The 25345-nt window shown below is 44.9% G+C and carries 19 protein-coding genes; 9 read left to right on the forward strand and 10 right to left on the reverse strand.

What is annotated here, in order from left to right:
- Position 1: 1 nt before the first annotated feature.
- Positions 2 to 1318 carry a glycosyltransferase gene (locus Cabys_RS05295; RefSeq protein WP_006929127.1) on the forward strand — a complete coding sequence of 439 codons (1317 nt, stop codon included), beginning with the start codon at positions 2 to 4 and terminating at the stop codon, positions 1316 to 1318.
- Positions 1319 to 2060: 742 nt separating this feature from the next.
- Here Cabys_RS05295 and Cabys_RS19990 read toward each other — a convergent pair.
- From Cabys_RS19990 to Cabys_RS05320, 7 genes are all read right to left on the reverse strand, one after another.
- On the reverse strand, positions 2061 to 2213 hold the full coding sequence (locus Cabys_RS19990) for a hypothetical protein (protein WP_169313646.1): 153 nt from the start codon (positions 2211 to 2213) through the stop codon (positions 2061 to 2063).
- A 40-nt stretch (positions 2214 to 2253) separates the two neighbouring features.
- The gene (locus Cabys_RS05300; RefSeq protein WP_006929128.1) at positions 2254 to 4554 is read right to left on the reverse strand and encodes a tetratricopeptide repeat protein; all 2301 of its coding nucleotides are present in this window, start codon (positions 4552 to 4554) and stop codon (positions 2254 to 2256) included.
- Positions 4555 to 4663: 109 nt separating this feature from the next.
- Positions 4664 to 4918 carry a hypothetical protein gene (locus Cabys_RS05305; protein ID WP_044281212.1) on the reverse strand — a complete coding sequence of 85 codons (255 nt, stop codon included), beginning with the start codon at positions 4916 to 4918 and terminating at the stop codon, positions 4664 to 4666.
- A gap of 45 nt (positions 4919 to 4963) precedes the next feature.
- On the reverse strand, positions 4964 to 5236 hold the full coding sequence (locus tag Cabys_RS19760) for a hypothetical protein (RefSeq protein ID WP_150125320.1): 273 nt from the start codon (positions 5234 to 5236) through the stop codon (positions 4964 to 4966).
- A gap of 325 nt (positions 5237 to 5561) precedes the next feature.
- On the reverse strand, positions 5562 to 5732 hold the full coding sequence (locus Cabys_RS19995; RefSeq protein ID WP_169313647.1) for a hypothetical protein: 171 nt from the start codon (positions 5730 to 5732) through the stop codon (positions 5562 to 5564).
- 118 nt (positions 5733 to 5850) lie between these two features.
- Positions 5851 to 7608: an ABC transporter substrate-binding protein gene (locus tag Cabys_RS05315; protein WP_006929132.1), complete on the reverse strand. Its 1758-nt coding sequence runs from the start codon at positions 7606 to 7608 to the stop codon at positions 5851 to 5853.
- Positions 7609 to 7631: 23 nt separating this feature from the next.
- Positions 7632 to 9995 (reverse strand): hypothetical protein, encoded by a 2364-nt coding sequence (locus Cabys_RS05320; protein ID WP_006929133.1) that lies wholly within the window; start codon positions 9993 to 9995, stop codon positions 7632 to 7634.
- A 155-nt stretch (positions 9996 to 10150) separates the two neighbouring features.
- Between Cabys_RS05320 and Cabys_RS05325 the strand changes: the two genes are divergently transcribed.
- The 4 genes from Cabys_RS05325 (at position 10151) to Cabys_RS05340 (ending at position 14645) form a co-directional block, all read left to right on the forward strand.
- Positions 10151 to 11689, forward strand: a complete 1539-nt coding sequence (locus tag Cabys_RS05325) for a UbiA family prenyltransferase (protein ID WP_006929134.1) — start codon at positions 10151 to 10153, stop codon at positions 11687 to 11689.
- Between the two features lie 135 nt (positions 11690 to 11824).
- Entirely contained in the window at positions 11825 to 12961 is a 1137-nt protein-coding gene (locus Cabys_RS05330; protein ID WP_006929136.1) for a Re/Si-specific NAD(P)(+) transhydrogenase subunit alpha, read from the forward strand.
- Position 12962: 1 nt separating this feature from the next.
- Positions 12963 to 13259, forward strand: a complete 297-nt coding sequence (locus Cabys_RS05335) for an NAD(P) transhydrogenase subunit alpha part 2 (protein WP_006929138.1) — start codon at positions 12963 to 12965, stop codon at positions 13257 to 13259.
- 12 nt (positions 13260 to 13271) lie between these two features.
- Entirely contained in the window at positions 13272 to 14645 is a 1374-nt protein-coding gene (locus Cabys_RS05340) for an NAD(P)(+) transhydrogenase (Re/Si-specific) subunit beta (RefSeq protein WP_006929139.1), read from the forward strand.
- 103 nt (positions 14646 to 14748) lie between these two features.
- Here the strand turns inward: Cabys_RS05340 and Cabys_RS05345 are convergent, their stop codons facing one another.
- Both Cabys_RS05345 and Cabys_RS05350 read right to left on the reverse strand, forming a co-directional pair.
- Positions 14749 to 15495, reverse strand: a complete 747-nt coding sequence (locus tag Cabys_RS05345; protein ID WP_006929140.1) for a ComF family protein — start codon at positions 15493 to 15495, stop codon at positions 14749 to 14751.
- A 132-nt stretch (positions 15496 to 15627) separates the two neighbouring features.
- Positions 15628 to 16932 carry a hypothetical protein gene (locus tag Cabys_RS05350; RefSeq protein WP_006929141.1) on the reverse strand — a complete coding sequence of 435 codons (1305 nt, stop codon included), beginning with the start codon at positions 16930 to 16932 and terminating at the stop codon, positions 15628 to 15630.
- Between the two features lie 461 nt (positions 16933 to 17393).
- Here Cabys_RS05350 and Cabys_RS05355 point away from each other — a divergent pair, with 461 nt between their 5' ends.
- From Cabys_RS05355 to Cabys_RS05365, 4 genes are all read left to right on the forward strand, one after another.
- On the forward strand, positions 17394 to 18152 hold the full coding sequence (locus Cabys_RS05355; protein ID WP_044281215.1) for a sigma-70 family RNA polymerase sigma factor: 759 nt from the start codon (positions 17394 to 17396) through the stop codon (positions 18150 to 18152).
- Positions 18153 to 18218: 66 nt separating this feature from the next.
- Positions 18219 to 19349: a hybrid sensor histidine kinase/response regulator gene (locus Cabys_RS05360; protein WP_006929144.1), complete on the forward strand. Its 1131-nt coding sequence runs from the start codon at positions 18219 to 18221 to the stop codon at positions 19347 to 19349.
- A gap of 678 nt (positions 19350 to 20027) precedes the next feature.
- On the forward strand, positions 20028 to 20201 hold the full coding sequence (locus Cabys_RS20000; protein WP_169313648.1) for a hypothetical protein: 174 nt from the start codon (positions 20028 to 20030) through the stop codon (positions 20199 to 20201).
- A gap of 289 nt (positions 20202 to 20490) precedes the next feature.
- Positions 20491 to 23226, forward strand: coding sequence for a TonB-dependent receptor (locus Cabys_RS05365; RefSeq protein WP_006929146.1), 2736 nt, complete (start codon positions 20491 to 20493; stop codon positions 23224 to 23226).
- A gap of 516 nt (positions 23227 to 23742) precedes the next feature.
- Here Cabys_RS05365 and Cabys_RS05370 read toward each other — a convergent pair.
- A complete protein-coding gene (locus tag Cabys_RS05370) occupies positions 23743 to 25329 on the reverse strand; it encodes an IS1182 family transposase (RefSeq protein WP_006926562.1) in 1587 nt (528 codons plus the stop codon).
- Between the last annotated feature and the right edge of the window lie 16 nt (positions 25330 to 25345).

Below are 25345 nucleotides of genomic sequence, written 5' to 3' on the forward strand. Positions count from 1 at the left end.
TATGAAACGCGTATTGCTCATTCCCAGCGATCATGGCGGCGGACGCGGACACGTAAGCCGGTGCATCTATCTGGCTAAAAAATTGCAGGCTGGAGGCAGCGAGACGGCCATTGTGCTGGAACAAAAGCACTACCAGGATGGTATTGACGCCGGCATTCCGTCTTACCTGCTGGACACCAAAAAAGAACGATTTCTGAAATTTCAATTTAAAAAGCCTTTTTGGCCGCGTATTAAAATGATTGAGCGCGTGGAGCGTCCCCCCGTCTTTCTGGTATTTAACGGCGTGGCTTATCAGGTGCCGCGCGACGAATACCTTTCCACACGCATTGTGCTCATGCGTTTTAAAAAACTGGTGAAAATAGTAGAACAATTTAAGCCCGACGTTTTGATCGGCGATACGCATTTTTTGACCTTTTTGCTGGGAAAAAAGTTTTCTCTCCCGGTTATTCAAATTACGCGACTGGCCGCTTTTCCGCCCGCGCCCCGCTTCTTCTGGTGGCTGCAGGATGAACCGCGGTTAGTGGAGCCCAACGCCATAGAACCATTTGCGCCCCTGCTGGAAAAATTAGCCATCAACGACGTGCGCAAGGCGGAAGATTTGTTAAGGGGCGATCTGTACCTGATTCCCGCTTCCGATCAGATCGAACCCGTGGATGGCGGGCGGGATGATGTGCTGTTTTGCGGACCACTGACGGAAAATTACCGGGGAGATCAAAAAATTCCGTTTTTTGATTTGCCGGTGGATGTGCCCAAGATTTATGTTACCGCCGGAGGAGGCGCCAATCGCTTTGGGCAGCAGGCCTTTTTTGAAGCCCTTTTAAAAATATTTGACCGGCGCGATTTTAAAGTTCTGGTTTCCACAGGCGGACTCTATCCGGCCAAAAACCTGAACGGTCAATCGACCAACGTGTTGTTTGTGGATTGGATCGATGGAATGAGCGCCATTCGTAAAAGCGATCTGGTCATTCATCACGGCGGTTATGGCTCGATGATGGAAACGCTATCTGCGGCCAAGCCTTCCATTGTCATCCCCTTTCATTCGGAACAGGAAGGAAACGGCAGGCGGCTGAAGGAGCTGCAGGTTGGCGATTTGCATCTGCCGTACGCCGGTAAGCTGCAAGACCTGCTTTTTTCGTGGCCCTTTGGCGTGTACTCGATGATGGCCGGCACAGAACTGGCGCTGGATGCGGAGCAAATCATCTCGATGATTGATGGGATTTACGACCAGTCGCTTTACGCTCGCCTGCAAAAGATCAGCGAAGAATTATTGCGTTTACAGAAAAATTTCGATGCGCTTAAAATGCTGGAAAGGGTTTGATGTTGGGCGAAAATGCGACTGCTTGATACCGCCCTCTGGCGGGATTCCAAAAATTTTTATGCCGCAGAAATGGTTGAATAGTTGATTAGTTGAATGGCAACTGTCCACGTTCAGCGTTCATCTCTCCCAGACTTTTATTCTGGGAAGGGGGGCAGGCGGTGAGGGCCAGCCTGGTTGAATGGTTGATTAGGATACTTCCTCTGGAAGATCTAATGGAAAAGCGTTTGAAACTTTCTGTGCTGTTTTAAAAACTCATCCCCCGTCCATGGATTGGTTGAATAGTTGATTAGTTGAATGGTTGAATAGTTTGTCTGCCATTTCAAACCTGTTTCTGCAAATGTGGTGAATTCCTGCCACCGTTTATGTAGGGGCGAAGGATTTCCAATAACAATTCAGCGATGGTAAGCATTCATCTTTAGTCATATAAAAAAAACGCTCTGGATAAAGTAGGGTTGGAAATCCTTCGCCCTTACAAGTACGTTCATTCCTGATCTTTTGTCTGGGAGTGAGGATCGAGCGAGCAAGGGTAGTTTAATTTAAAACATTCTTTGCGCTCTTTGTGACTTCTCTGGTTGCTTGAAATAATTTGTTCAATCATTTTCTGCGATTATTGGCGTAATCTGCAAGAAAATTACTTTGCGCGCGTTGCGGTTGATTTTGGTTGCGGCTGTGCTGTACTACAATTAAAAATTACGAATTACGGATTACGAATAGTAGAGTGACGGTTTGCTTAGCTTTTGTCTTAAATGTTAAATAATTTTCTGCGATGATTGGCGTAATCTGCGAAAAAATTACTTTGCGCGCGTTGCGGTTGATTTTGGTTGCGGCTGTGCTGCCTTAGATTGAACTCAAATACTCCAGGATTGGGGACATTCCCAACAAACCATTCAACCATTCAACTACCCACCCCGTTCCTTCTAAAAAATTCCCACTGCTTAATCCACCAATTCCAATTCAATTTTGTTGCTGACCTTTTCTCCGCTATTGAGGTCTTTTACCGTAATTACCAGTTCCTTTTTGCCGGCCGGCAGGGCGGAAAAATCGAAAGCCGAGTACTCCGTTGCCGTGGGCGAAGCGCCTACCTGGGTGCGCGTAATCAGGATCTCTTTAGTTCCAATTCCAAATAAGCGTTTTAAATTGGTAAACAGATTGCGAGATTTTAGCGGCCGCACGGCCTGTTCAATTTCATACTCGGTTTGTCCGTTTTTTAACGTAAGATTGTACAATTCAAAATACAGGTAAACCAGTTGATTGCGTTTAAATTTGTAGCCGATGTTCGGTTCGATAAACATGTTGTGGAAAACAAAAGGCGACTTTTCGGTTGATGGTTCAATTTTTAGGCCGAGCACCAGGTCGCTCATGTCCAGCTTTTCAGGATCAAAAGGCTGAGCATCCAGCGCAAAACGAAAACCGCCCAGCTGGTTGCCTTTTGGATTGCGTACATGCGTCGCCAGATACAGTTTGCTCAGCTCAGATTCGAAAGCGTAGGGCACAATGTACCGCTGATCGAAAATGTGAACGGTGTCTCCCATAAAAACAGGAATATTTTTTAGAAATCGACTGCGTTGATTCCAGGTCGAGTCAAATATGGCCAGGCCGGTTTCCAGAGTAACGGTATCATCCGGGCTTTTTAAATTGTCGATGGAATTCAGATCAATGCTCAACCAGACCAGGTAATCATTTTTCAGGTTAACCGAGCGGAAGCGGGCGGACATCAGATTGATGGTAATGGGCTTTAAGGTGTCGCTCCAGGTCGGGCGTTCACGCTCCATGGCGGCGGCAATGGTGTTTTCGGCCTGGATTCTCAATTCATGCAGGGCGGAGCGCGCTTCCAGTTCGTTGTTGGCGAACAAGTAACGATCGAGCGTGGGATCCCATCCCAGACGCGACTCTAACATGTTGCGATCCGAAGGCACGGGAATCAGTCGCCAGTCACCCGGCGGTGCGTGTTCGGCGATTTCGAAATGAAAGATTAATTTGGGATTGTAAACGGTTGGATAATAGAGCCAGGACTCATTGGATGTCATACCGTCGCTTAATGAAACGGCGCGGTCGTCAGGTTCCCCGTAGCGGATATAAACCAATCCCTTGTCGTTAAATTTGGTGTTACGCAAGACCACCTGCGGCAGTCTGAGCACGTTCAGCCGATCGGGATTATTAATCTCAAGGCGAATCCGATCGTAAACAAAATCTTTTTCGGCTTTGATCAAACGTTTGTAATGTTCGGCCAGCCGCGGATTGTAGGGCAGGCTTCCCAGCGGATTGTGCTTATTCCAGAAGCGGTGGTAAAAATCTTTAACCGCCTGCAGCGATTTAAAGCGTTGCTGTAAATCGTGATCGGTCATGATGTACTTGATGTCGTCGAAGATGAAGCGCATTTCCCAGAAGTGTTTTAGCTGATTGACGGCCGTCCAGTAGGTCTTTTCCGCTTTTTCAGGTTGATCGGTCTGGTAGTACAAACGAACCAGCGAAAGGTAGATGGGCACTTTGGGAAAGGGAAGCAAGCGCTTTAGCAGGGCGTGAAAAATGGAGTCGGCTTTTTCGAATTGACCCAAGCGGCGGTATTTTTCGCCCAGGAAATATTGATCGTAGGGGCCGTTTCTGCTTTTTAACCACTTAATCTGATAGGCGTCTTTGTTGCGCAACTGAATGACGGCCGTTTCGCCTCCGTGATAAAGAAAGGAATCGTAAAACTGGAAGATGTCGTACCGCGCTTTGCTCGCCTGCGGTTTAATTTTAAGCTGCCGCAAGCAGAGATTGACAGCGTCTTCATATTCTTCCTGCTGGAGTTTTAGATGAGCGAACTCGTTAAACACTTCTTTGTATGTGGAATCTAACTCAATCACTTTAAGAAAGTGTTTTTTTGAATTTTTCCACATGATCCGTTTCCATATCTGGTCGCGTCCGATGGCATCCTGGCGATCGGCGATGGCCATCTGATAATGCGCCTCAATATGGTTGGGATTGGCTTTAATGACCATGTTCAGGTAGGGCTTGGCGTCGTGCCACCTGCGCTGCATCATAAGCAACTTGCCCAGCTCAAGATAGGCTTCGGTGCGTTTGCTATCGATTTTGATGGCTTTGCGCAATGCCTCTTCCGCTTCTTTCCAGTAATAGTTGGAAATCAAATCCCGGGCATCGCGAACCAGGATGTCATAATCCGATAGCTGCGCTAATAATTGCAGGGGAAATAGAATTAAAAGAGTAAAGATGAGTACTTTTTTTAAGGATTGCATCAAAATGACCTTCCTGCATTGACTTTTCAACATAGCCTATTGTACTAAAATAAATTTTTAATTACAAATTTTCACTGAAAACTTTTCTTCCATTTTTAAATTTAACGATTTATGTTTTATATGTTTCCAAAAAATTAAGCGGCGGTTTACTATCAGGCGGAGGGTTCTGAAAGATGAAAGATTGGGGGGATTCATTTGATTTGAATTTTCCACCGATGATATTGAGTTTAAGGAGAAAGAAAAGGTGGCGCTGAAGATGACAGGGAGCCAGCCAGAGCCTGATGTACTCAATTGCCTGAAGGAAAAGAAAAATAAAAATCGTTTGCAAGAAAATGCCAGCAGGCTTTTGTGTTTCCCCCATCATGATCAGGCGTAAAATTCTCAATTTTATTTGAAAAATGTAAGAAATTTATGGTGAAGCCAGGCGCTCAACCAGAGAGCTGAAACCAGCGCCGCCCTGACTCTTATCGAGGTGACCGTGGCCTTTTAGATCGCCAGCTTGCCGCCCAGGCGGCTTTACCGAAGGTTTGTACTGAATCAGGAAATAACAGCGGAAAAAATCGAAATGACCTCCGACAGCAGCACAGCCGCAACCAAAATCAACCGCAACGCGCGCAAAGTAATTTTCTTGCAGATTACGCCAATCATCGCAGAAAATGATTGAACAAATTATTTCAAGCAACCAGAGAAGTCACAAAGAGCGCAAAGAATATTTTAAATTAAATTACCCTTGCTCGCTCGATCCTCACTCCCAGACAAAAGATCAGGAATGAACGTACTTGTAAGGGCGAAGGATTTCTAACCCTACTTTATCCAGAGCGCTTTTTTTATATGACTAAAGATGAATGCTTACCAGCGCTGAATTGTTCCTGGGAAATCCTTCGCCCCTACATAAACGGTGGCAGGAATTCACCACATTTGCAGAAACAGGTTTGAAATGGCAGACCAACTATTCAACCATTCAACTAATCAACTATTCAACCAATCCATGGACGGGGGATGAGTTTTTAAAACAGCACAGAAAGTTTCAAACGCTTTTCCATTAGATCTTCCAGAGGAAGTATCCTAATCAACCATTCAACCAGGCTGGCCTTCACCGCCTGCCACCCTTCCCAGGCTAAAAGTCTGGGAGAGATGAACGCTGAACGTGGACAGTTGCCATTCAACCATTCAACCATTCAACCAATCAGCCATTTCTGCGGCATAAAAATTTTCAAATCCCGCCAGGGAAGACCGAATCTTTCAAGGGAAGTATCCTGAAGAAAAAAAGCCCCGAATGCCCGGGGCTTTATGCTTTTATTTTTTCTTTGCTTCGCGCCATTTTTCGATGGTGGAAAGCTGCGAGGCCACCCCGTAAATGTCGATGGATTCCGGATCGAACTGGGCGCTAAAATAAGCCAGAGAGGGCAAAGAGAATAACCAGCTGCCCAGCGCAAGCTCCTGCTCCTGCTCGTCAATAAATCTGGCAAAGGCCTGTTTGTCACCGATTTCGCGTGTGGACATAAAGGTGTAAATATTCTGCAAAAGTCTGGCAATGGCTTCGCGGTCTTCAGCGGCATTGACGGCATCCAGCCGGAAAAAGTTTTTATCGGCCTGGAAGGATTGCAGGTTAATGGAGCGCTGACCAAATCCGTCAGAGTCGGTGATTAAGTGGATTTTGTGCGTTGAAAAATCCGGTTCGCGCAAAAAAATCTCATAAAGATCAAACATAAAATTACTGCGGTAATTGGTAACCGGCACCAGCACCGCATCGTAATTGCCGCGTTTAATCTGCTCGTTGCTCACCGCCAGGGCCTTAATTTTGCCGCCTGTTACGGCAGGATCGTTTAAAATGCGAATCAGTTCCGCCAGCTCTTCGCGAAAACCAAAGTTCAGACAGGTGACGATTTTAACCGTGTCCGAAAGGGCGTGTGTTTCTGCCCCAGGCGGCGTTTTAGACGGCTGAACGATCTTTTCCTGAACATAATACGAAGAAGAGGGAAAAACGCTGTAATTCAGATAGTCGTCGTAATTATCGAAATTGCCCTGAAAATCGGTAATATGACGCTGCTGTTTGGTGCCGACCTTGTAAAAGCGGTTAATGATCGCTTTGTTGTTAATTAGAGCCTTCAGGGCTTTACGTTGTTCTTTGTTTAAGCGTTGCGTATTAAAAAAGACCGCAAAAAAGGTGTTGCTGATATTCGATTTGTAGAAGAAATCCGTGCTGTCCTGCAGGATGGGCGACAACGCCCCGAACGGCGTGCTTAACAGGCAGTTGATGTTGCCGCCGCTTAGTTCCGAAGTGAAGGTGCTGTTATCGATGAAAGGTTTGAGCACCACTCTGGAAATGTTGGCCGCCCCGGCCGGATTTTTAGGAAAATAGATAGCGTCTTTGTATTCGCCGGCGTACATGTAAGGGCCGGTGCCGTTGGTGTAATTGAGCTGATTATAAGTGGCGGTGTGCGGAATGATTTTAAAAGACAGCACTTCTTTGATGTCGTTTTCGTTCCAGATGCGATCGCCTTTAAATTTAAAGCGGATTTCGTTGTTGTCGTCCGGGCCCATAAAATCAAAGCTTTCAACCGCCTGGCCCACCAGAACGTAGTCGGGCGAAAGACTGCCCAGGCGTTGAATCCGTTTCAGCGTAAAGCGTAAATCATTGGCGATAAAGTACACCGCTTCTGTGGGCGTAATTTCAATGTCCTCTTTGTGCAGTAGAACCTTAAAGCTTTGATGCCACTTGACGGTCGGTTTTAACCGCACCGTCACCATGTTGTCGGCGTCGATTCCTACCAGTTCGCCCAGGCCATCTTCATAGGTAATGCCGCTGGGATTGGCAGAAATATTGAACAAGCCGTCGTAAAGCATTTCGTCCAGTTTGTCGGAAATGGGGATGTGGCTGGGAATGTGCGGATCCATGATCGGCTTTTGGTGTGAAATGTACGGAATAACGATTTGATCTTTTAAATTGGGGGCGAACAGGAAATAAAGCGCCACGGCAACGACAACGATCAGCCCGCCGCCGATTAAAAGATACTTTTTATCAATAAAACCTTTTTGCGAAACGTAGTTCATGCCTGGTCTCCTCGTTTGCTCGTTTAGTGTTTTTTAATGATCGGCTTTTGAGCCATCACGCTGATCTGGTACACCTTAAACGCCTTTTTGGTGAAGCGCACTTCCAGAATATTGTTGCTGGTTTTAATAATTTGCAAGGGGCCCACCTGGCACTCGTAGTTGTTTTCCGGCCCCGGCGCAACAATGGTAAAGCGATCTTCATTTTTCAGTTCTTTGCCGTTAAAACGGATCGATTTGTACCACTGCGCGTTGGCGGCAGTTTGTGCCAGCTCTTTGGGTAATTTAATGTAAACGTCAAAAATAGGATACTGCGCCGGTGAAGGGATGCGTAAATTAACTTTGAACAAAAATTCATTTTCTCCCGCGCTGTTCGAGGTAACGGGCAGGGCAAAAATACGGCGGTAATCTTTGGGCTTGTTCAACAATTTGGGAATGTTCGGATCGCATTCGGCAATGCGGTTTTTGATGGAAGAATCGGTGCCCTTGTAATATTTGCCGTGAGCAACAATGGCCCGTGCTTTTAAAACGCCGTTTTGATCGGGATCGGCGATAAACTGAGCGTAGATTTTTTTGATGGCCATTTCCGGAAAAACCACTGTTTTTAGACGATTGAGCTCTGCGTGCAGGGCTTTAATCTTTTGTTGATTTTGCTCTTTTTGGTAAGCGTAAAAGGTGGGCTCGTGCACCGGATAAAAAGCCGGATTGTTGTACAAATCGTCGATGCCCTGCAGGGTGGTTACATTTTCTTCGATGAATTTTAAGGCGCGCTGTCTGGACTGCGTGACAATGGCCGTAATCAAAGAATCCTGTAAATTGGCCAGAACTTTCTTCTTTTTGGGTAGAATGGATTGGTAATCCACAAAGTTTTTATCGTTGTAAAGCGACTTCAGCGTCAGTTCGGCAGCGGTAAAATCTCCTAATGAAAGCGCCTTGCGAATGCTATTGGCCTGCGATTTTAAGGAACGCTCATCCAGCTCGCGGTACATGGGATACAAAAAGTCAAGATCGGGATTCTTTTTGAGTAAACCAAGCACGCCGCGAATATTGTTTTGATCGCGCATTACGTTGATTTTGGGCACAATGGAATCGGCGCGGCGGTATTTATCTAACTTTATTTTTATTTGTGCAGCCAATTTTTGTAACTCTTTTTGTAAAAGTTTTACACATTGGTAGTGGGCATACGGCCGCAGAGCCGGATGATTGACCCTGGGCAGGGTGTACTGTAGTTTGGAAAGTCTGGTTACGATTTCCGAGAAAAACATATTGTCCGGCATGGTTTTTTTCTTTTCCGCCTGGTTGACAATGGTCTGGAATTTTTTCTTTGCCGTCCAGATCTGATCAACCGTCTGGTTGTAGCCCTCGATAAAAGCGGCTAATTGTTTGAACTTTTCGTCAAAGGTTAAACCGGCCAGCGGAATGAGAGACTGCAATTGTGGAATGGCGGATTTGATGGCTTTGGCGTCGTTTTTTTGTGCCAGCCGCTGTTCGTAGTAGGGAACCACCTGGTCGATTCTTTTTTTGAGCACATCTCTGACCGCCATCCAGACATTTTTGCTAAAGTTTTCTTTTTGTTCAAAAAAATCAATAAATGCAGGAATGACGCCAAAAAAAGCTTCCATATCGCCGCGTGTTTGTCGCTCTTCGTTTAATAGGCGCGCCAGCTGCTGATATTTTTTCTGAAAGGCGACCTCGGCTTCCAGCGTTTCTTTTAAGGTAAGGTAATTCTGGTACGATTCGTCTGTGGTGTTCAAAATGTTTGGCGGAAAAATTTCTTCAATCTTTTTTAATCTTGAAGAAAGTTCTGTTAGCGCCTTTAGCTTTTGACTGACCTGATCGGCTTCTTTTTGCCAATCAACCTCGTCTGCTTTTACCGAAACGCCCAGCTTTTCGTAAAATTCGTGCGATATGGAGTTTTGCGCAAGAGTGCGGCTGAACGAGGCGTATTCGCGTTCAAAGGTGTAGCGCCAGCGGGCGGTGTAACGGTATTCCATCTCCAGCAAAACGTCCGATTTAACCAGGTCGATCACAAAATAGTAGCGCGGAACGTCGTTGGAAATGGGATAAACGTTTTCTACCCCGGGCTCCGGGCTTTCATCGGGAATTTCAATGACACGCCCCTTGCCCTGATCAAATACCTCGGTAAGATAGTAGTTCAGCTGATCCCTGTTTTTAATCTTCAGGATCAGGTAAAAATTGGGTTGCATGGAAGGTGGAAAAACAATGAAATATTTTTTATCTTTTTTTAATTGGAATTGTTTGGCATCTTTCAGAATCTCGATGTAACCATTTTCCACCGGATTGATTTCCGGCTCTGGTTTTAGTTCTTTATACGCGGCGCAACCATAAAGCAACATCGAGATTAAAGAGATGGCGAGTAGTTTTTTCATTGCGGCTCCCTTTCGTTTGTTTTTATTAAAATTAGTCAAAATATGGGAAAAATACAACGTTCTTTTTTTCATCGAGCAAGTTTATTAAATTTATGAAATAAAACAATGCTTTAAAAGCGTTTAGACAGACTAAGTTCCGATTGATGGAGGTTTTTATGAATACGTCTGAAGAAATTCTGGAACAGAAGATTGCGGCTATTTTAAGTGAAGCCGACCGCATGACCCTGGCCACTTCGGTGGATGGAAACAGTTCGGCTTCGTCGGTGTTTTTTGCCAGAGACGGAGAGGATTTGATCTTTTTTACGTTTAATCCCACGCGCAAAGCGGAGCAAATTCGCGTCAATCCACGGGTGCAGGCGGTGATCTGGCCCCGGGGCATGGAAGGAATCCGCGGATTGCAAATCGAAGGTTTGTGCTTTAAAATTAAAGATGCGCAGGAAATTAAAAAGGCCCACGATTTAATTCTGCAAACCACAACGGCTTTTAAAGAGTTCATGGATGATCCCTTCCTCATTAAAAATAAGGTGGTCGGGTATTACCGCATTAAACCGACCCTGATTAAGTACGTTGATTTTTATGCAGACGAAAAATTTCAATTCAAAGAGTTCCCGCAAAATGAATGGTCTGCATTCAAAGAGGCCCTGCACGCCGCGGGGAAGCGTGCGCTGCTCTGGATCAGAGCGGTTCGGGCTCCGTTCTTTACTGCATCAATTGTGCCAATTTTGCTGGGAGCGGTGATTGCTTTTGGCGATTTAAAACATGCCGGCGCGGCTGCTCTGTGGAACTGGAAATTTTTCTGGCTGACGCTGATCGGCGGCATTCTGGCCCAGGCCGGCACCAATCTGTCCAATGATTATTTTGACCACACATCCCGAAACGATGAGTACAATAAGTGGTTCAGTCCCTTTAACGGCGGCAGCCGCATGATTCAGGCCGGCCTGATTCGTCCTTACAAGATTTTGCTGGCGGCCGTGCTGGCCTTTGCCACAACTCTGGTAATCGGGTTTTATTTGAACGCCCGCATTACCGGCTCTGTTCTGGGCAACAGTCCGCTTTTGTGGATTGGTATTTTGGGCGTGCTTCTGGGCATGCTTTACACCTGGAATCCGGTTAGGCTGGGCTACCATGGCCTGGGCGAACTTTCCATTGCGCTTGGCTTTGGCCCCATCATGGTGCTGGGGACGCATTTTGTGTTGACCCAGCCGATCGTCCACAACGATCTGGCTAACTGGCACTACATGCGTCCCCTGCTGGCTTCGGTGCCGGTGGCGATTTTAATCATGTTAGTGGTGTGGATCAACCAGTTTCAGGATGCCCCGGCCGATGCGCGCGTCGGGAAAAACACCTGGGTGGTGCGTCTGGCTAAAATCCAAAACAATCAAATCCTTTACGAAGGGCCGTTTGCCTATTATGTGGCTTTTAATGTGTTTAGCTTTGCCTTCATCATTTTTCTGGCCGTGCTGGGCGTTATTCGTCCGGAGCTTTCTACGCCCTATGTGCTAATTGCTTTATTGCCGGCGGCGCTGCTCTACAAAGCGGTGCAGTGGGGCAGAGAATGGCTTAAAGCCTGGAGCGCGCCAGATTCCGATAGGTCCAGATTGCCCTATGAATTGTTGAAGGTCAATGTCTCGACCATCGGTTTGCATTTTTTCACAGGAATTTTATTGATCTTTGCCTTCTGGCTGGGCAGTTGAGGTTAACGTTCATCTAATCGATGTTTGGGTGGCAGAACTGAGTGTAAGCAGACGATCGAAAAATGCGGACAAAAAGGCGAATTTACAGGATAAAGTGTTACGCAGAAAAAACAAAATAAAAAACGGAGGTAAACCTTGAAAGTAGGAATCCCAAAAGAAATTCGGGAAGGCGAAACAAGAGTGGCGCTTGTTCCCGCGATGGTTTCCGTTCTTACGAAAATGGAGCATGAAGTGCTGGTGCAAAAGGGAGCCGGCGAAAGCGCTTCGTTTGCGGACGAAGCCTACGAGCAGGCCGGCGCCCAATTAGTGGATGATGCGGCAAAGCTTTACGAGCAGGCTGATGTCGTTTTAAAGGTGCAGGCGCCGACCGTGGAAGAGGCAAAACAGATTAAGGAGGGCGGTGTTTACGTCGGTTTTCTGGCGCCGCTGGCCAATCCGGACGTGGTTCGTGTTCTGGCGGAGCGAAAGGTGACCGCCTTTGCGCTGGAATTTGTGCCACGAATTTCCCGGGCGCAGAGCATGGACGCCTTAAGCGCCATGGCCACGGTGGCCGGCTACAAAGCGGTGCTGCTGGCGGCAAACATGGTGGGCAAGATGTTCCCCCTGTTGATGACCGCAGCGGGCACCATTCCGCCGGCTAATGTGCTGGTTTTGGGCGCCGGGGTGGCTGGCTTGCAGGCCATTGCCACGGCTCGTCGCCTGGGGGCAAGAGTAGAGGCCTTCGATCCGCGGCCGGCCGTACGGGAACAGGTGCAGAGTCTGGGCGCAACATTCATCGAAATGGAACTGCCGGAAGAGGACGTGGAAACCGAAGGCGGGTATGCGAAGGAACAATCGGAAGCCTTTCTGAAAAAAGAACAGGAAGCCATTGCCGGCAGGCTTTCCAGAATGGATGTGGTGGTGACCACCGCGCAAATTTTTGGCAAGCGCGCGCCGCTGTTGATTACGGAAGAGATGGTCAAACTGATGCCGGAAGGCGCGGCGATTATCGATCTGGCTGCCGAACAGGGCGGGAACTGCGAACTAACAGAAGCCGGCAAAACCGTCGAAAAACACGGCGTCAAAATTTATGGCGCGGTCAATTTGCCGGCCATGGTGCCCGTACATGCCAGTCAGATGTACTCCAAAACGGTCACCAATTTGTTTAAACAATTATTTAAAGATCAAACGCTTAATTTTGAAGATGAAATCACGTTAAAAGCTTGCATTACTCGTGACGGAGAAGTGGTTAACGAGTTAATAGCCAGCGCTTTGAAAGAAGGAGGCAGGTAAAATGGATGGTATTTTAATTTCATTGTACATCTTTGTTCTGGCCATATTTGTGGGCTTTGAGGTTATTACAAAAGTTCCCCCATTGCTGCACACGCCGCTCATGTCCGGTTCCAATGCCATTTCGGGCATTACCATTGTGGGGGCTTTAATCAGCGCCGGCGCCGGGCACAATCAGGTGGCTAAAATTCTTGGGCTGCTGGCAGTGATTACCGCAACCATTAATGTGGTCGGCGGTTACCTGGTTACCGACCGTATGCTTGAGATGTTTAAAAAAGACAAAACCGGGCAAAAAAGGTAGGGGAGCTGAACTATGGTTACGATTACGAATATTGTTTATTTGATTTCCGCCAGTTTTTTTATCATCGGGCTCAGGTGGTTAGGCTCGCCCAAAACAGCGCGCAAGGGTAATTTGCTTTCCATGTTAGGAATGCTGATTGCGATTGTTGTGACGTTGTTGGATAAAAATATTCTCGATTTTACGTACATCATTGCCGGATTGATTATCGGCGCGGCGATTGGCGCTTATGTGGCCAAAACCGTAGAAATGACGGCCATGCCGCAAATGGTGGCCCTGTTTAACGGATTTGGCGGCGCGGCCTCGGCGCTGGTGGCCTATTCCGAATACGTGCGCGTGCAGGGCGTAATGAATATCGATGTGAGCATTACTCTGGTGCTCAGTTTGCTCATCGGCGTGGTTACGCTGGTGGGTAGTTTGATCGCCTATGCTAAATTGCAGGGCATAATGACCGGCGCTCCGATTACCTTTCCCGGTCAAAAATTTGCCAACGGCGTTTTGTTGTTTGTTGCGCTGGCGCTGGGCGGCTTTTTTGTGGCCGATCCTTCGGTGGAAATGTTTTTGCTGGTCATTATCGGCGTTGCCGTTATTTTGGGTATCACGTCGGTGATCCCGATTGGCGGGGCGGATATGCCGGTGGTTATTTCCCTTTTAAATTCCTATTCCGGTCTGGCAGCGGCGATGACAGGTTTTGTGCTCTCCAATAATGTGTTGATCATCAGCGGCGCGCTGGTGGGCGCATCGGGCATTATTTTGACCAATATCATGTGCAAGGCCATGAACCGCTCGCTGGCCAACGTGTTGTTTGCCGCGGTGGGTACCGATGGCGGGGGCGGCGGCGTACGCAAAGACAAGGCGGAAGTTACGCAATACACTGCCGAAGATGCCGCCGTGGTGCTCGATACTGCTCGCTCCGTCATTATTGTACCCGGTTATGGGTTGGCGGTGGCTCAGGCACAACATGTTTTACACGAGCTGGCTGAACTGTTAAAAGAAAAAGGCGTTCAGGTGCGCTATGCCATTCATCCTGTTGCCGGAAGAATGCCCGGCCACATGAACGTACTGCTGGCCGAAGCCAATGTGCCCTACGACATGCTTTACGAAATGGATCAGATTAACGATGAATTTCAGAACACAGATGTGGCTTTGATCATCGGCGCTAATGACGTGGTTAATCCTGCCGCACGAACCGATAAAGACAGTCCGCTGTACGGAATGCCCATTCTAAATGTAGATAAAGCGCGTACGGTAATGATTATTAAGCGCAGTTTAAGTCCGGGCTTTGCCGGCGTCGATAACCAGTTGTTTTACGATCCCAAAACCATGATGCTGTTTGGCGACGCCAAGGAGATGGTTACTGAGCTGGTGAAAGAAGTCAAAAATATTTGATTGCGAATTCAGAAAATGAACGGTTGCCGCGTTTGAAGATTAACATTTCACGGTAACGTTAAAAACAAAAACCCGGAATCCAGCAGATCCCGGGTTTTTGTTTTTATCCATGGATTTGATTTAACATCCGATCGCCAACATCCATTTGCGAGATGTCGTCCGACTGAAAAAAATCGGTTGGTGTGGCCAGCGCTGCCGCCGTAACCCAACTGGCGCCGTTCTTCTTCAATTCTCTGGCGCATTCGTTCAGTGTGCTGCCGGTGGTAATCACATCGTCGATCAGTAAAATGCGTTTTCCTTCCACCTCGCCGTTAATCGTAAAAGCGTCTTTGACGTTCTTTTTGCGTTCTTCGCGCGAGAGTTTGGTTTGCGATTGTGTGTTGCGCAGACGAATTAGGAGATTGGAAGATAGCGGAATACGCGTAATGTTGGAAAGTTGTTTGGCGATCAGCTCGCTCTGATTGTAGCCGCGTTCTTTGTAGCGCGCAGGATTTAAAGGAACGGCGGTTACCAGGTCAAAATTAAGCGGGACAAAGTGGGCTAAGCGCTCTCCAAAAAGCTCCGCCACGGAAAATTGACGCTGATACTTAAGAAGATGGATTAAGTACTGAAACGTTTGATCGAATGGATAACAGACGATCAAATCGTCAAAATAGGGCGTACGGATTTCATCGCGCAAACTTTCCAGATAGGCCGGATCAAGCGGAGAAATTTTGCTGTAGCAGCTTTGACAAACAACTTTGTGGCTCTGCAATAGCGGTTCCCCGCAAATTAAACACTGAGCCGGCGCAACAAAAGACAGTACCGGCTCCACGACCCAGTCGTGCACAACGTGTTTCAAATTAAACATAGTGGCCCCCACCCATGGATTAAACTTTATCTAATTAAATTAATCTATTTACAAATCTCCGCTTCTTTGGAACATAATAATTTTTAGAGTCAAAATCCAGCGTTCACCCAACCATTCAACCATCCCTTCACCTTAGAACGGCATGGAAAAACTAACCTGCGGCATTACGCGTTCGATTGGTTTGTATTCGCCTGTTTCTTCATCGTAAATGAAATTCCAGCGATAGACCATGGAAACCAACAGATATTTAAACGTCCGATAGCCAATGATAGCCTGTGCCACAGAGCGATAATCGAGCGTGAATACATCGCCAAACTCGCCAATACCGACCTTATCATAAGTGTACTTTAATTCAAAGTTGGGCACCAGGTCTCTGGAACGCGCTTCCAGATGGAGGATGCCGCTATTTTTGACGTTTTCGTTTTGCTGGTAATTACCGACCAGACGAATTTTACCCAGAATTTGTCCGGCTAATTCGCCAAAGATACCCTGGGTCGCTTCAACATAATCCAGGTACTGGGCTTTGGTTAAAACGCTTCTGGTAGGATCATCAATTCCATAATAATCGGCTGGCAGGGCATTTCGTTCCAGTTCATAAAGACTGTTAAAGTAATTGGGTAAAAAGCCTGCGCTCAAAAAGCGGCGTTCCAGTTTAGCGTAAATGCCAAAAACGCCGATTACATTGGGAATGTAAGCCATAATGCCGACTGCCTTACCGTCGCCGTGGTTGTTGATTTTGGCGTAATCAGCATAAATGGTGGTGGTTATTAATTTGTTCTTTATGATTGGCAACCCCACATCTAAGCCCCACTCGGTAATGGCGTCGTGCGTGCTTTTTCGATTGTCCGGATTAAAATCGCCGATGTAGGTGGCGCCCATTTCAAAATTTTTGAGAATGGGAATGCCGCTTGCAGCCAGCGGTCTGTAGTAAAAACGGCCGCCTAAAATTTCCAGGTTGCCCAGATTGCTGGTTACCGACTCAAAACCAAACTTTTTAAAATCGATGTCCAGCGCCATGCCGATTTTTCGGTAATCGTAATTGGCCTGATTGGTGTAGTAGCCCATGATAAAACCATGACCCAAAATGGCGCCATCCAGCGTACCGATTCGCGTGTAAACGGGATCGGTTTTATGCCCCCAGCTGATGTAGCGAATCATGCGTAAAGCGCCGGCGCCTTTGTCCCAGCCGGTTTTACGAAATTTAAAGCCTTCTGAATTGTTGAACAACAATTCAATGTTTAAGCCCACTCCGAATTTGCCAAAGGAAAATTCAGGCGTCAGGGTGAAAGTGGTATAGGCGGTGCCGTCGATCCAGGTCATGCCAAATCCGCCGTTGAAGTAATTTTCATTTTCATCATTAAAAGCATTCATCGACTGAGCCATTAAAAAACTAGAACTTAAAAGAATAACAACCAAAACAAAACTGAAGCGATTCATAAGTATTCCCCTTTAATTTGATCCTGTGCGGTTATAAAAAACGCCAAAGACTTGCGGTATATTAAACAGGCGATCATTTTAATCTCCGGAAAATATTGATGAGTAAGAATAGTAAAATGATTGAAAAAACGCAAGTCCTAAATCAAAAAAAATGGCCTCAAAAAAATTTTTTTTGCATTCCATTTTTATATGCACCAAATCAGCCCGGTCGATACTATGACAGCCCTGTTAATATTCCATTCTTTTTAAAACAAGTGACTAAAATTCATACACCAAATTGTTCATTATTTGGACGATTTTAAGGCAGTGGCCGAAATATCAACGCCATCTATTTTGCGATGTCTTTTTTGTAACTCATTTTAAAACAATGGTTAAAGTGTCGTTGTAAGAACAAATCTTCGCCGTTTGGCATAGAAAATGCATAATAAATAACTGAGCAAATAAAAATGGAGGAGTGAGTAATGATGAGTAATTCTATAGACGCCATGTGGTTAGACTACAAAACCCAACGCAATCTTAAAATCCGCCAACAACTTCTGCTTAAGTACATGGGACTTGTAAAATATGTTGTGCGTAAGATGATTAAAAACTATCCCCAAGCATTAGAAGAAAATGATCTTTATCAAATTGGCGTGGTGGGCCTGGCAGAAGCCATTGATCGTTTCGATCCGGAATACGGAATTAAGTTTGAAACCTATGCCATTCCTCGTATTAAAGGATCAATCATTGATGAGCTGCGCAAGCTGGACTGGATTCCAAGGTCGTTAAGGGCAAAGTTGAATCATTTTCGTGATAAAAGCGTAGAGTTGGAACAAAAATTTTCTGGAAATTATACGGATGAAGAAGTTGCCAACGGCCTGGGCTTAAACGAAAAAGATGTTAAAAATATTAAAAGAGATTTAAACTCCGCCACTCTGTATTCATTGGATAAACCTTTAGATAATAACGGCAAGCAAAACCTTTACGATCTTATTGAAGATCAGGATTATGTAAGAGCAGATGAAATAATTGAAGAAGAAGAGATGAAAAGAGTGTTATTAAAGGCCATTAAAAAATTGCCGGAGAAAACGCGTTTAGCCATCACTCTGTATTATTACGAGAAATTAACCTTCAAAGAAATCGGAAAGATATTAAATGTTTCCGAATCACGAATTTCTCAGATCCATTCAGAGACCATGGCCAAGTTGCGTAAAGAAATTACAAAAATGCTCTACGTTTAAACTTGAAGTCAAAGAAAAATCTTCATAAGTTGATGTCCTGAATTAACAGTGGAAAGAAACCTGGCGATGGATACGCAACCCAAAGTATTAATTGTTGATGACGACAAGGAAAACGTAGATTTAATAGCCTATTTTTTAAAGCCGCAAAACTACAAAATCATTACCGCGCATAATGGGGTGGATGCTCTTAAGTTAGTAGAAAAAGAGAATCCGGATCTTATTCTTCTGGATATTAAGCTGCCTAAGATGGATGGTTTTGAGGTGTGCGAACGGATTAAGAAAAAGTCTCCCACCAAGTTTATCCCCATTATTATGATTACTGCCTTAAAAGATTTAAAAAGTAAAATACGTAGCCTTGAGGCCGGTGCCGATGATTTTATCTCCAAGCCGTTTGAAAATATTGAACTGTTGACCAGAGTAAAATCTTTGTTACGCATAAAAAAATATCATGATGAATTAGAACAAAAAAATAAGGAGCTTGAAGAAAAAAATCAAAGCTTGCTACGGATGGACCAGTTCAAAGAGGAACTGAATCATCTGATCATTCATGATATGAAGAATCCCATTTTTGTGATTCAGGGTAACTTGCAAATGTTGATGATGGGCCTCGATGACAGTATGTCCAATCTTAAAAAATATGTAGATCGCATTGATCGCAGCACACAAAATTTACTGCGCATGGTTATGAACCTGATCGACATCACCAAAATAGAGACGGGTTCCATGTCGCTAAAACTGGAACTGGCCAGCCTGAATGACGTGGTGGAGAACAGTCTGGCGCGGATTAAAGACTTTCCGGAAGCTGCAGATAAACAGATTAATGTGGATTTTGTCGAACAGATGCCTTACATAAAGCTTGATGTCTCCGTAATGGAACGGGTTGTTGATAACCTGTTGAGTTTTGCCCTGGCAAACGTTCCGACGGATGGGCGCGTGGATGTTAAGACGTTTAAAACAGAACATACAGTGGGCGCCTCTATTCATGATTATGGTCAGCAGATTCCGTTAAAGTATGGCAATAATGTATTTAACAAATTTCGTCAAATAGAAATCAAAAAAGAAGGATACCGCGTTGGTCGCGGTCTTGGGCTCACCTTCTGCAATCTGGCCGTTGAAGCGCACGGCGGTAAAATGTATCTGGATGAAAAGAATGAAATTGGCAATAAAATAATTTTTGAGATTCCCATTAACAACTAAGGCAGCACAACCGCAACGTACGTAAAGTAATTTTCTCGCAGATTACGCCAATAAGCGTAGAAAATTATTTAACATTTAAGACTAAAGCTAAGCAAATCGGCACTCTACTATTCGTAATTCGTAATTCGGGCACAGCCTCCCGCTCCGCGTGATAATTTTTAATTCTAGTACAGCATAGCAGCAAACAAAAACATTCCCGCAGAGGAATTTAAGCAACCACAGAGCGCACGGCGCGCAGCGCGCAGCGCACAGAGAAGTCACAAAGGGCGCAATGAATGTTTTAAATTAAATTGCCCTTGCCCGCTCGATCCTCACTCCCAGACAAAAGATCAGGAATGAACGTACTTGCAAAGGCGATGGATTTCCAACCCTATTTTATTCAGAGCGCTTTTTTTATATGACTAAAGATTAATGCTTACCAGCGCTGAATTATCCCTGAAAATCCTTCGCCCCTACATAAACGGTGGTAGGAATTCACTATATTTACAGAAACAAATTTGGAATGACAGACTAACTATTCAACCATTCAACTAATTAACTAATCAACCATTCAACCACACCGCCATAAATATGAAGTATTCTAATAATTGCCACCTTTCCGATCTTCCCCTAAAGTTCTCTTTAAGCCATCCGAATATTTAAAACAGTTTAATAAAGCCTTTGTTAGCAAGAGGTAAAATGTTAATGGTTTACAATAAATCTTTTAGCAAAAGAGATGATGATATGAGTGAATTAGAGAGAAAAAAAATCGAATTAATCAAAATGAGAATAAAAAATAAATTTTATGATCGAGCGGAAATTTTAGAAAGAGTGGTCAGCGAAATAATTAAAAGCGAAGTTAAAAAAAACTAAACAAGTATCTTTTGCGCGGCCCTTTAGTAATATAGATGCAAGTTTTTGCATAAACATACATAACGCCTTCTGCTACATACCCGGTCTTTTATTTGTTTATTTGATTTAGTCTCCTTATTAGTAAGGGGACTTTTATTTTTTTATGCATAGGTTAGTTTTGTTTGATAGGATTTGTCTTTGACCTCATTTTTTTTTAATATGATTTTAACACAAATCTAATAATCTGGGTTGAACTTTGTTAACTCAGTTAAGAGTAGTTGTTTCACTAACCATTTATTAAGGGGGTTCTATGAAGACCTATTTACTTTTTTTCCTCACACTCTTTGTTGCCTCTAATCTGTTTGCCGGGTCGATTGCCGGTAAGGTGATTGATAAGGCAACGGGTGAACCATTGGCCGGAGCCAATGTCTATTTAAAAGGTACCACGATGGGCGCCGCTTCTGATCAGGATGGAATGTATTATTTTAAAGCTCCTGATGGCGTTTACACTCTGGTCTGTAACTTTGTCGGTTATGCCGATCAGGAGGTGGAAATTGTGGTTAAGGGAGACGTCAGGCACGACTTTGCCCTGACCGAATTTTTGTTTACCAAAACCATTGAAGTATTAGCCGATCGCGCTAAAGAGCGTGAAACGCCGGTGGCTTTTACCAACATTGAAAAAGAAGCGATGGAGCTTCGTCTTGGTTCGCGGGACATTCCTATGGTATTGAACACGACGCCCAGTGTTTATGCCACGCAGCAGGGTGGCGGAGCTGGCGATGCACGCATCAATGTTCGTGGTTTTAATCAGAGAAATGTGGCCATCATGATCAATGGTGTGCCGGTAAATGATATGGAAAATGGTTGGGTTTACTGGTCAAACTGGGATGGCGTTGGCGATGCCACGGCCTCCATTCAGGTTCAGCGCGGTTTGAGCGCCATTAACCTGGCTACGCCTTCCATTGGCGGTACGATGAATGTGATTACCGATCCTACCAAAACCAAGCCCGGTCTTAAATTTAAGCAAGAATACGGAACGGGTATGTTCTTAAAGACCACGGTTGTGGCCAATACCGGTTTAATTGCCAACAAGTTTGCCTTTAATGCCGCATTGGTGCGCAAAACTGGCGACGGCTTGATTGATAAAACCTGGACCGATGCCTGGGCCTATTATCTGGGCGCTTCGTGGGATATTAATAAAAATAATCGCATAGAAATTTACGCCCTGGGCGCGCCGCAACGCCACGGACAAAATTTGTATAAACAGAATATCGCCGTTTATGACAGCGCCTATGCCGCCGGTTTGTCCGATTATGATCCGGCCGCTTTTAGTAAATTTAAAGAACGCGGCAGAGAGTACAATCAGAACTGGGCGCCGGTAAATCCTGCTTATAAAGGCAAACAGGCCTGGAACGAAAGTACGCATGATCGTTACAGCGCTAATTTTATCAATGAGCGTGAAAACTTTTTCCACAAGCCGATTGTGAACTTGAACTGGTATTCAAATTTGACCGACCGCATGACACTGTATAACGTATTCTATTATTCTGGCGGGCACGGCGGCGGAACCGGCACGTATGGAAAGGTTTATCGTCGCGATGCCAATGGCGTTCTGGGCGGTGAAAATTATAAGTTCTATTATGGCCCGTCGCCTTGGATTTATGATTGGGATCAAACCATCGAAATGAATAGAGGACCTGCGGGAACTTACTATGTGGACAAAAAAGCATTGACCAAAGAAAACGGTCAGTCGCTGGGTATTTTGCGCAATAGCCGCAATAACCAGTGGACCATTGGAGCCATTTCTAAGATTAATTATAAGGTATCTGATAATATCAAATCTACAATCGGTATTGACTGGCGCAAGGCCGAGATCGACCACTATCGTGAAGTGCGCGATCTGTTGGGCGGCGAATACTACATCGATAATTCCGATGAATTTAATCCCAATAAAAAAGTTGGGCTGGGCGATAAAATTGCCTATTATTTTACCAATGATGTGGACTGGCTGGGCGGCTTTGTTCAGGCTGAATACTCCAAAGATCGTACAACGGCCTATGGTATGTTCGGTTATTCCGGAATTAAATACTCTTATCTGAACCACTTCAAAAAAGGACCGGATGGCGGTAAGTTAAAAGCCGAAACCGACGTGTTGCCGGGCTATCAGATTAAGGGCGGCGTTAGTTATCGTTCTACCGATCAGACACAGGTTTATGCCAATGCCGGTTATGTTTCTAAAGTACCCATTTTTGATGATGTAATTGACGATTACAATGGAATTAAAAATGAGGATTACAAAAATTCCACTTTTACCTCTGTGGAATTTGGTATGAATTATACTTCGGCCAATCGCCAGTTTGTTTTAAAAACCAATGTCTATTACACCAAATGGAATAACCGCACTTTCCGCGAAAGTTCTTTTCCGTTCGAAGGCGAAGAATATCTGGTCTATCTCTCCGGTGTGAATCAGGAGCATTACGGTATTGAATTTGAAGGCGCCTATCAACCTTCGCGCTTATGGCGTCTGGACTTTGCCGGATCTATCGGACACTGGATGTACACAAAAGATGTTCAGGGCGAGGCGCGCTACATCGAAACCGGACTCCGTATTCCGTACAGCATCTACATCCGCGACCTGATGGTGGGCGATGCTCCGCAAACGCAGTTGGCTCTTGCCGGCTCATTCTTCCCAATTCGCGGTTTGAATACGCAGATAGTTTATAGATATTATGCCCGTTACTGGTCAGACTTTAATCCGTTTGACAGAATAGATCTGGCCGATCGCGCTCAACCATGGAGAGTGCCGGATTATGGCGTGATGGATTTGCACGTGATGTATGATCTGCCTTTCCATTTTCAGGGCGTGAAATTCAGAGTTTTTGCCCATGTTTACAATGTATTTGATCAGATTTACATACAGGATGCCACGGACAATAGCCAGTACAATGCTTATACCAGCAATGGCAAAACCCACTCTGCAGACGACGCAGAAGTATTTATGGGCCTGCCGCGCTTTTTTAACATAGGCATTACGGTTCGCTATTAAAAAATTGCCTGATTTAATAATTTAATTAAAGCCCCCTTTCCGGGGGCTTTTTTAGTTTTACGGCTGGATCTGGACATCGTTCAAGCTAATCATTAACAGAACGGCAGGTATGTTCATTGTGGGGGACAACAGGAAAGGACGCCGAAGACTAAACACCGACACAAATGCATTGACCTTAAAAGGAAAAGTAAATAGCCGCCTGCCGAATGAATACTTTAATTTCCATGGCGGCAACCAAAAAAATTTCCGCAGGGGGTTAAGCAACCACAGAGCGCACAGCACACAGCGCGCAGAGAAGTCACAAAGGGCGCAAAGAGTGTTTTAAATTAAAAATAATTTCAAATGCCCTCACTACCTGCCCCCCTTCTTCCAGAATAAAGTCTGGGAGAGGGGAACGCTGAATGTGGACAGTTGTCATTCAACCATTCAACTAATCAACTATTCAACCATTTCTGCGGCACAAAAATTTTCGCATCCCGCCATGGAGGCTGTTGCATGGGGGGGAGGAATTAATGCTTATATTCTCCGATATTGATAATTTTTTCTCATTCTTAAGCGTTGGGCAAAATATAGAATTAAAAACGCCAAAATATTCTTTGAAAATAAAATTAATAGATCATCTTTTTCTTGTGATGCTGTTATAAACGCTGCTAAACGTTTCCCTAACATATTTTTAAATAGAACATTAATATTATGCCCAATACACATTAACGTAAATTCACTACGAACATTATTAAGACCAGATAAGGAAAATCCACGATAGCCTAAATTATGCTTCAAGTTACCAAAAACAGGTTCAACTGTCACCGAACGCTTCTTTAGTCGTTCCTGCGCCGCTGAAGTTTGTAACTTTTTCGCCATACGTTCGCAATAACTCTCATTAACTGAACGATGGATTTGCTTAACTTTCTTTTTACTGGAAATACATAAATTAATTAAGGGACAGTCCTGACAATCATTGGAACGATATACGATCCGTTCGCTATTCCTCTCAACTGGAAAAAGCTTCTTACCCGTCGGACATTCATAGTAATCTCCCTGTTCATGATACACAAAATCACTTCGTTTTAGTTTTCTTTCTTCTTTTTGCAATTCTTCCTTGGAGGTTGGTGTCTCCTTTATCGAACGATTGGATAACTGGGGATCGGCTATTACGGCATCAATCTGCTTTTCTTCCAATTCTTTTAGGTCTGTGCTATTGTGATAACCGGAATCGGCCGTGTAAGATCGCTTATCATCTGAACCAAGATTCTTCTCTACTTGTTCTTGAATCGGTATGAATTGACCCTGGTCGTTGGGCTGGCTTACGACTTCATGAGCTACTATTAAATGACTGGACATATCTACGCCTAATTGTGCGTTATAGCCCGGTCCATCCACCGAAGGCATCATGCGGGCATCCGGCTCTTTTACATTTATTTGATGTCTTGAACGGTGTTCTGATTTGAGCTGTTTCTTACGCTCTTTCAATTGGGCTTTACGTTCTAATATCTCTTTCTCTAAGCGCTCAAGCCGTTCTTTCTCCGCTCGAAGAGTTTCTAAATCTAATTCATCCGTGGCCCCCTGTTCTACAAAATTACAGCGCTGCATGTATTGCTTGATCTCTGCTCTTAACTTCTCTATACGTTTGTCTAATTGATCCTCAGTGTAGCCATGACGCTTACTGCTGTGCGCTTTGATTTTCGTGCCATCTATGGCTATCTGGTTGAAACTACTTATGCCTTCGGCCTGGGCAATTAAAAGTATCTCTACAAAATATTGGTCTAATAAATCCAAATGTGCCTTGCGAAAACGACTTAATGTACTATGATCCGGATGCTGATTCCCAGTGATATAAATGTAGCGCGTATCATATTTACACAATTCCTCCAGCTTACGGGTGCTGGTAATGCCGTTACTATAAGCATAAAACCATAAGGCAAGCATCATGTCTGGGGCATAAGAATCACCGCCTTGTGAACTATAACGGGAATAAAGTGCACTTAAATCAAGGCGCGAAACCAACTCCACTACAAATCGACTCTTTGGATCGTCTCTGGCAAAATCTTCCACACTATAGCCAAAGAGATTCATTTGTGAGCGATTATAAGTAATAAAACTCATGGAATTCCTTTGTTAT

The organism is Caldithrix abyssi DSM 13497 (assembly GCF_001886815.1).
GTDB classification, from domain to species: Bacteria; Calditrichota; Calditrichia; order Calditrichales; family Calditrichaceae; genus Caldithrix; species Caldithrix abyssi.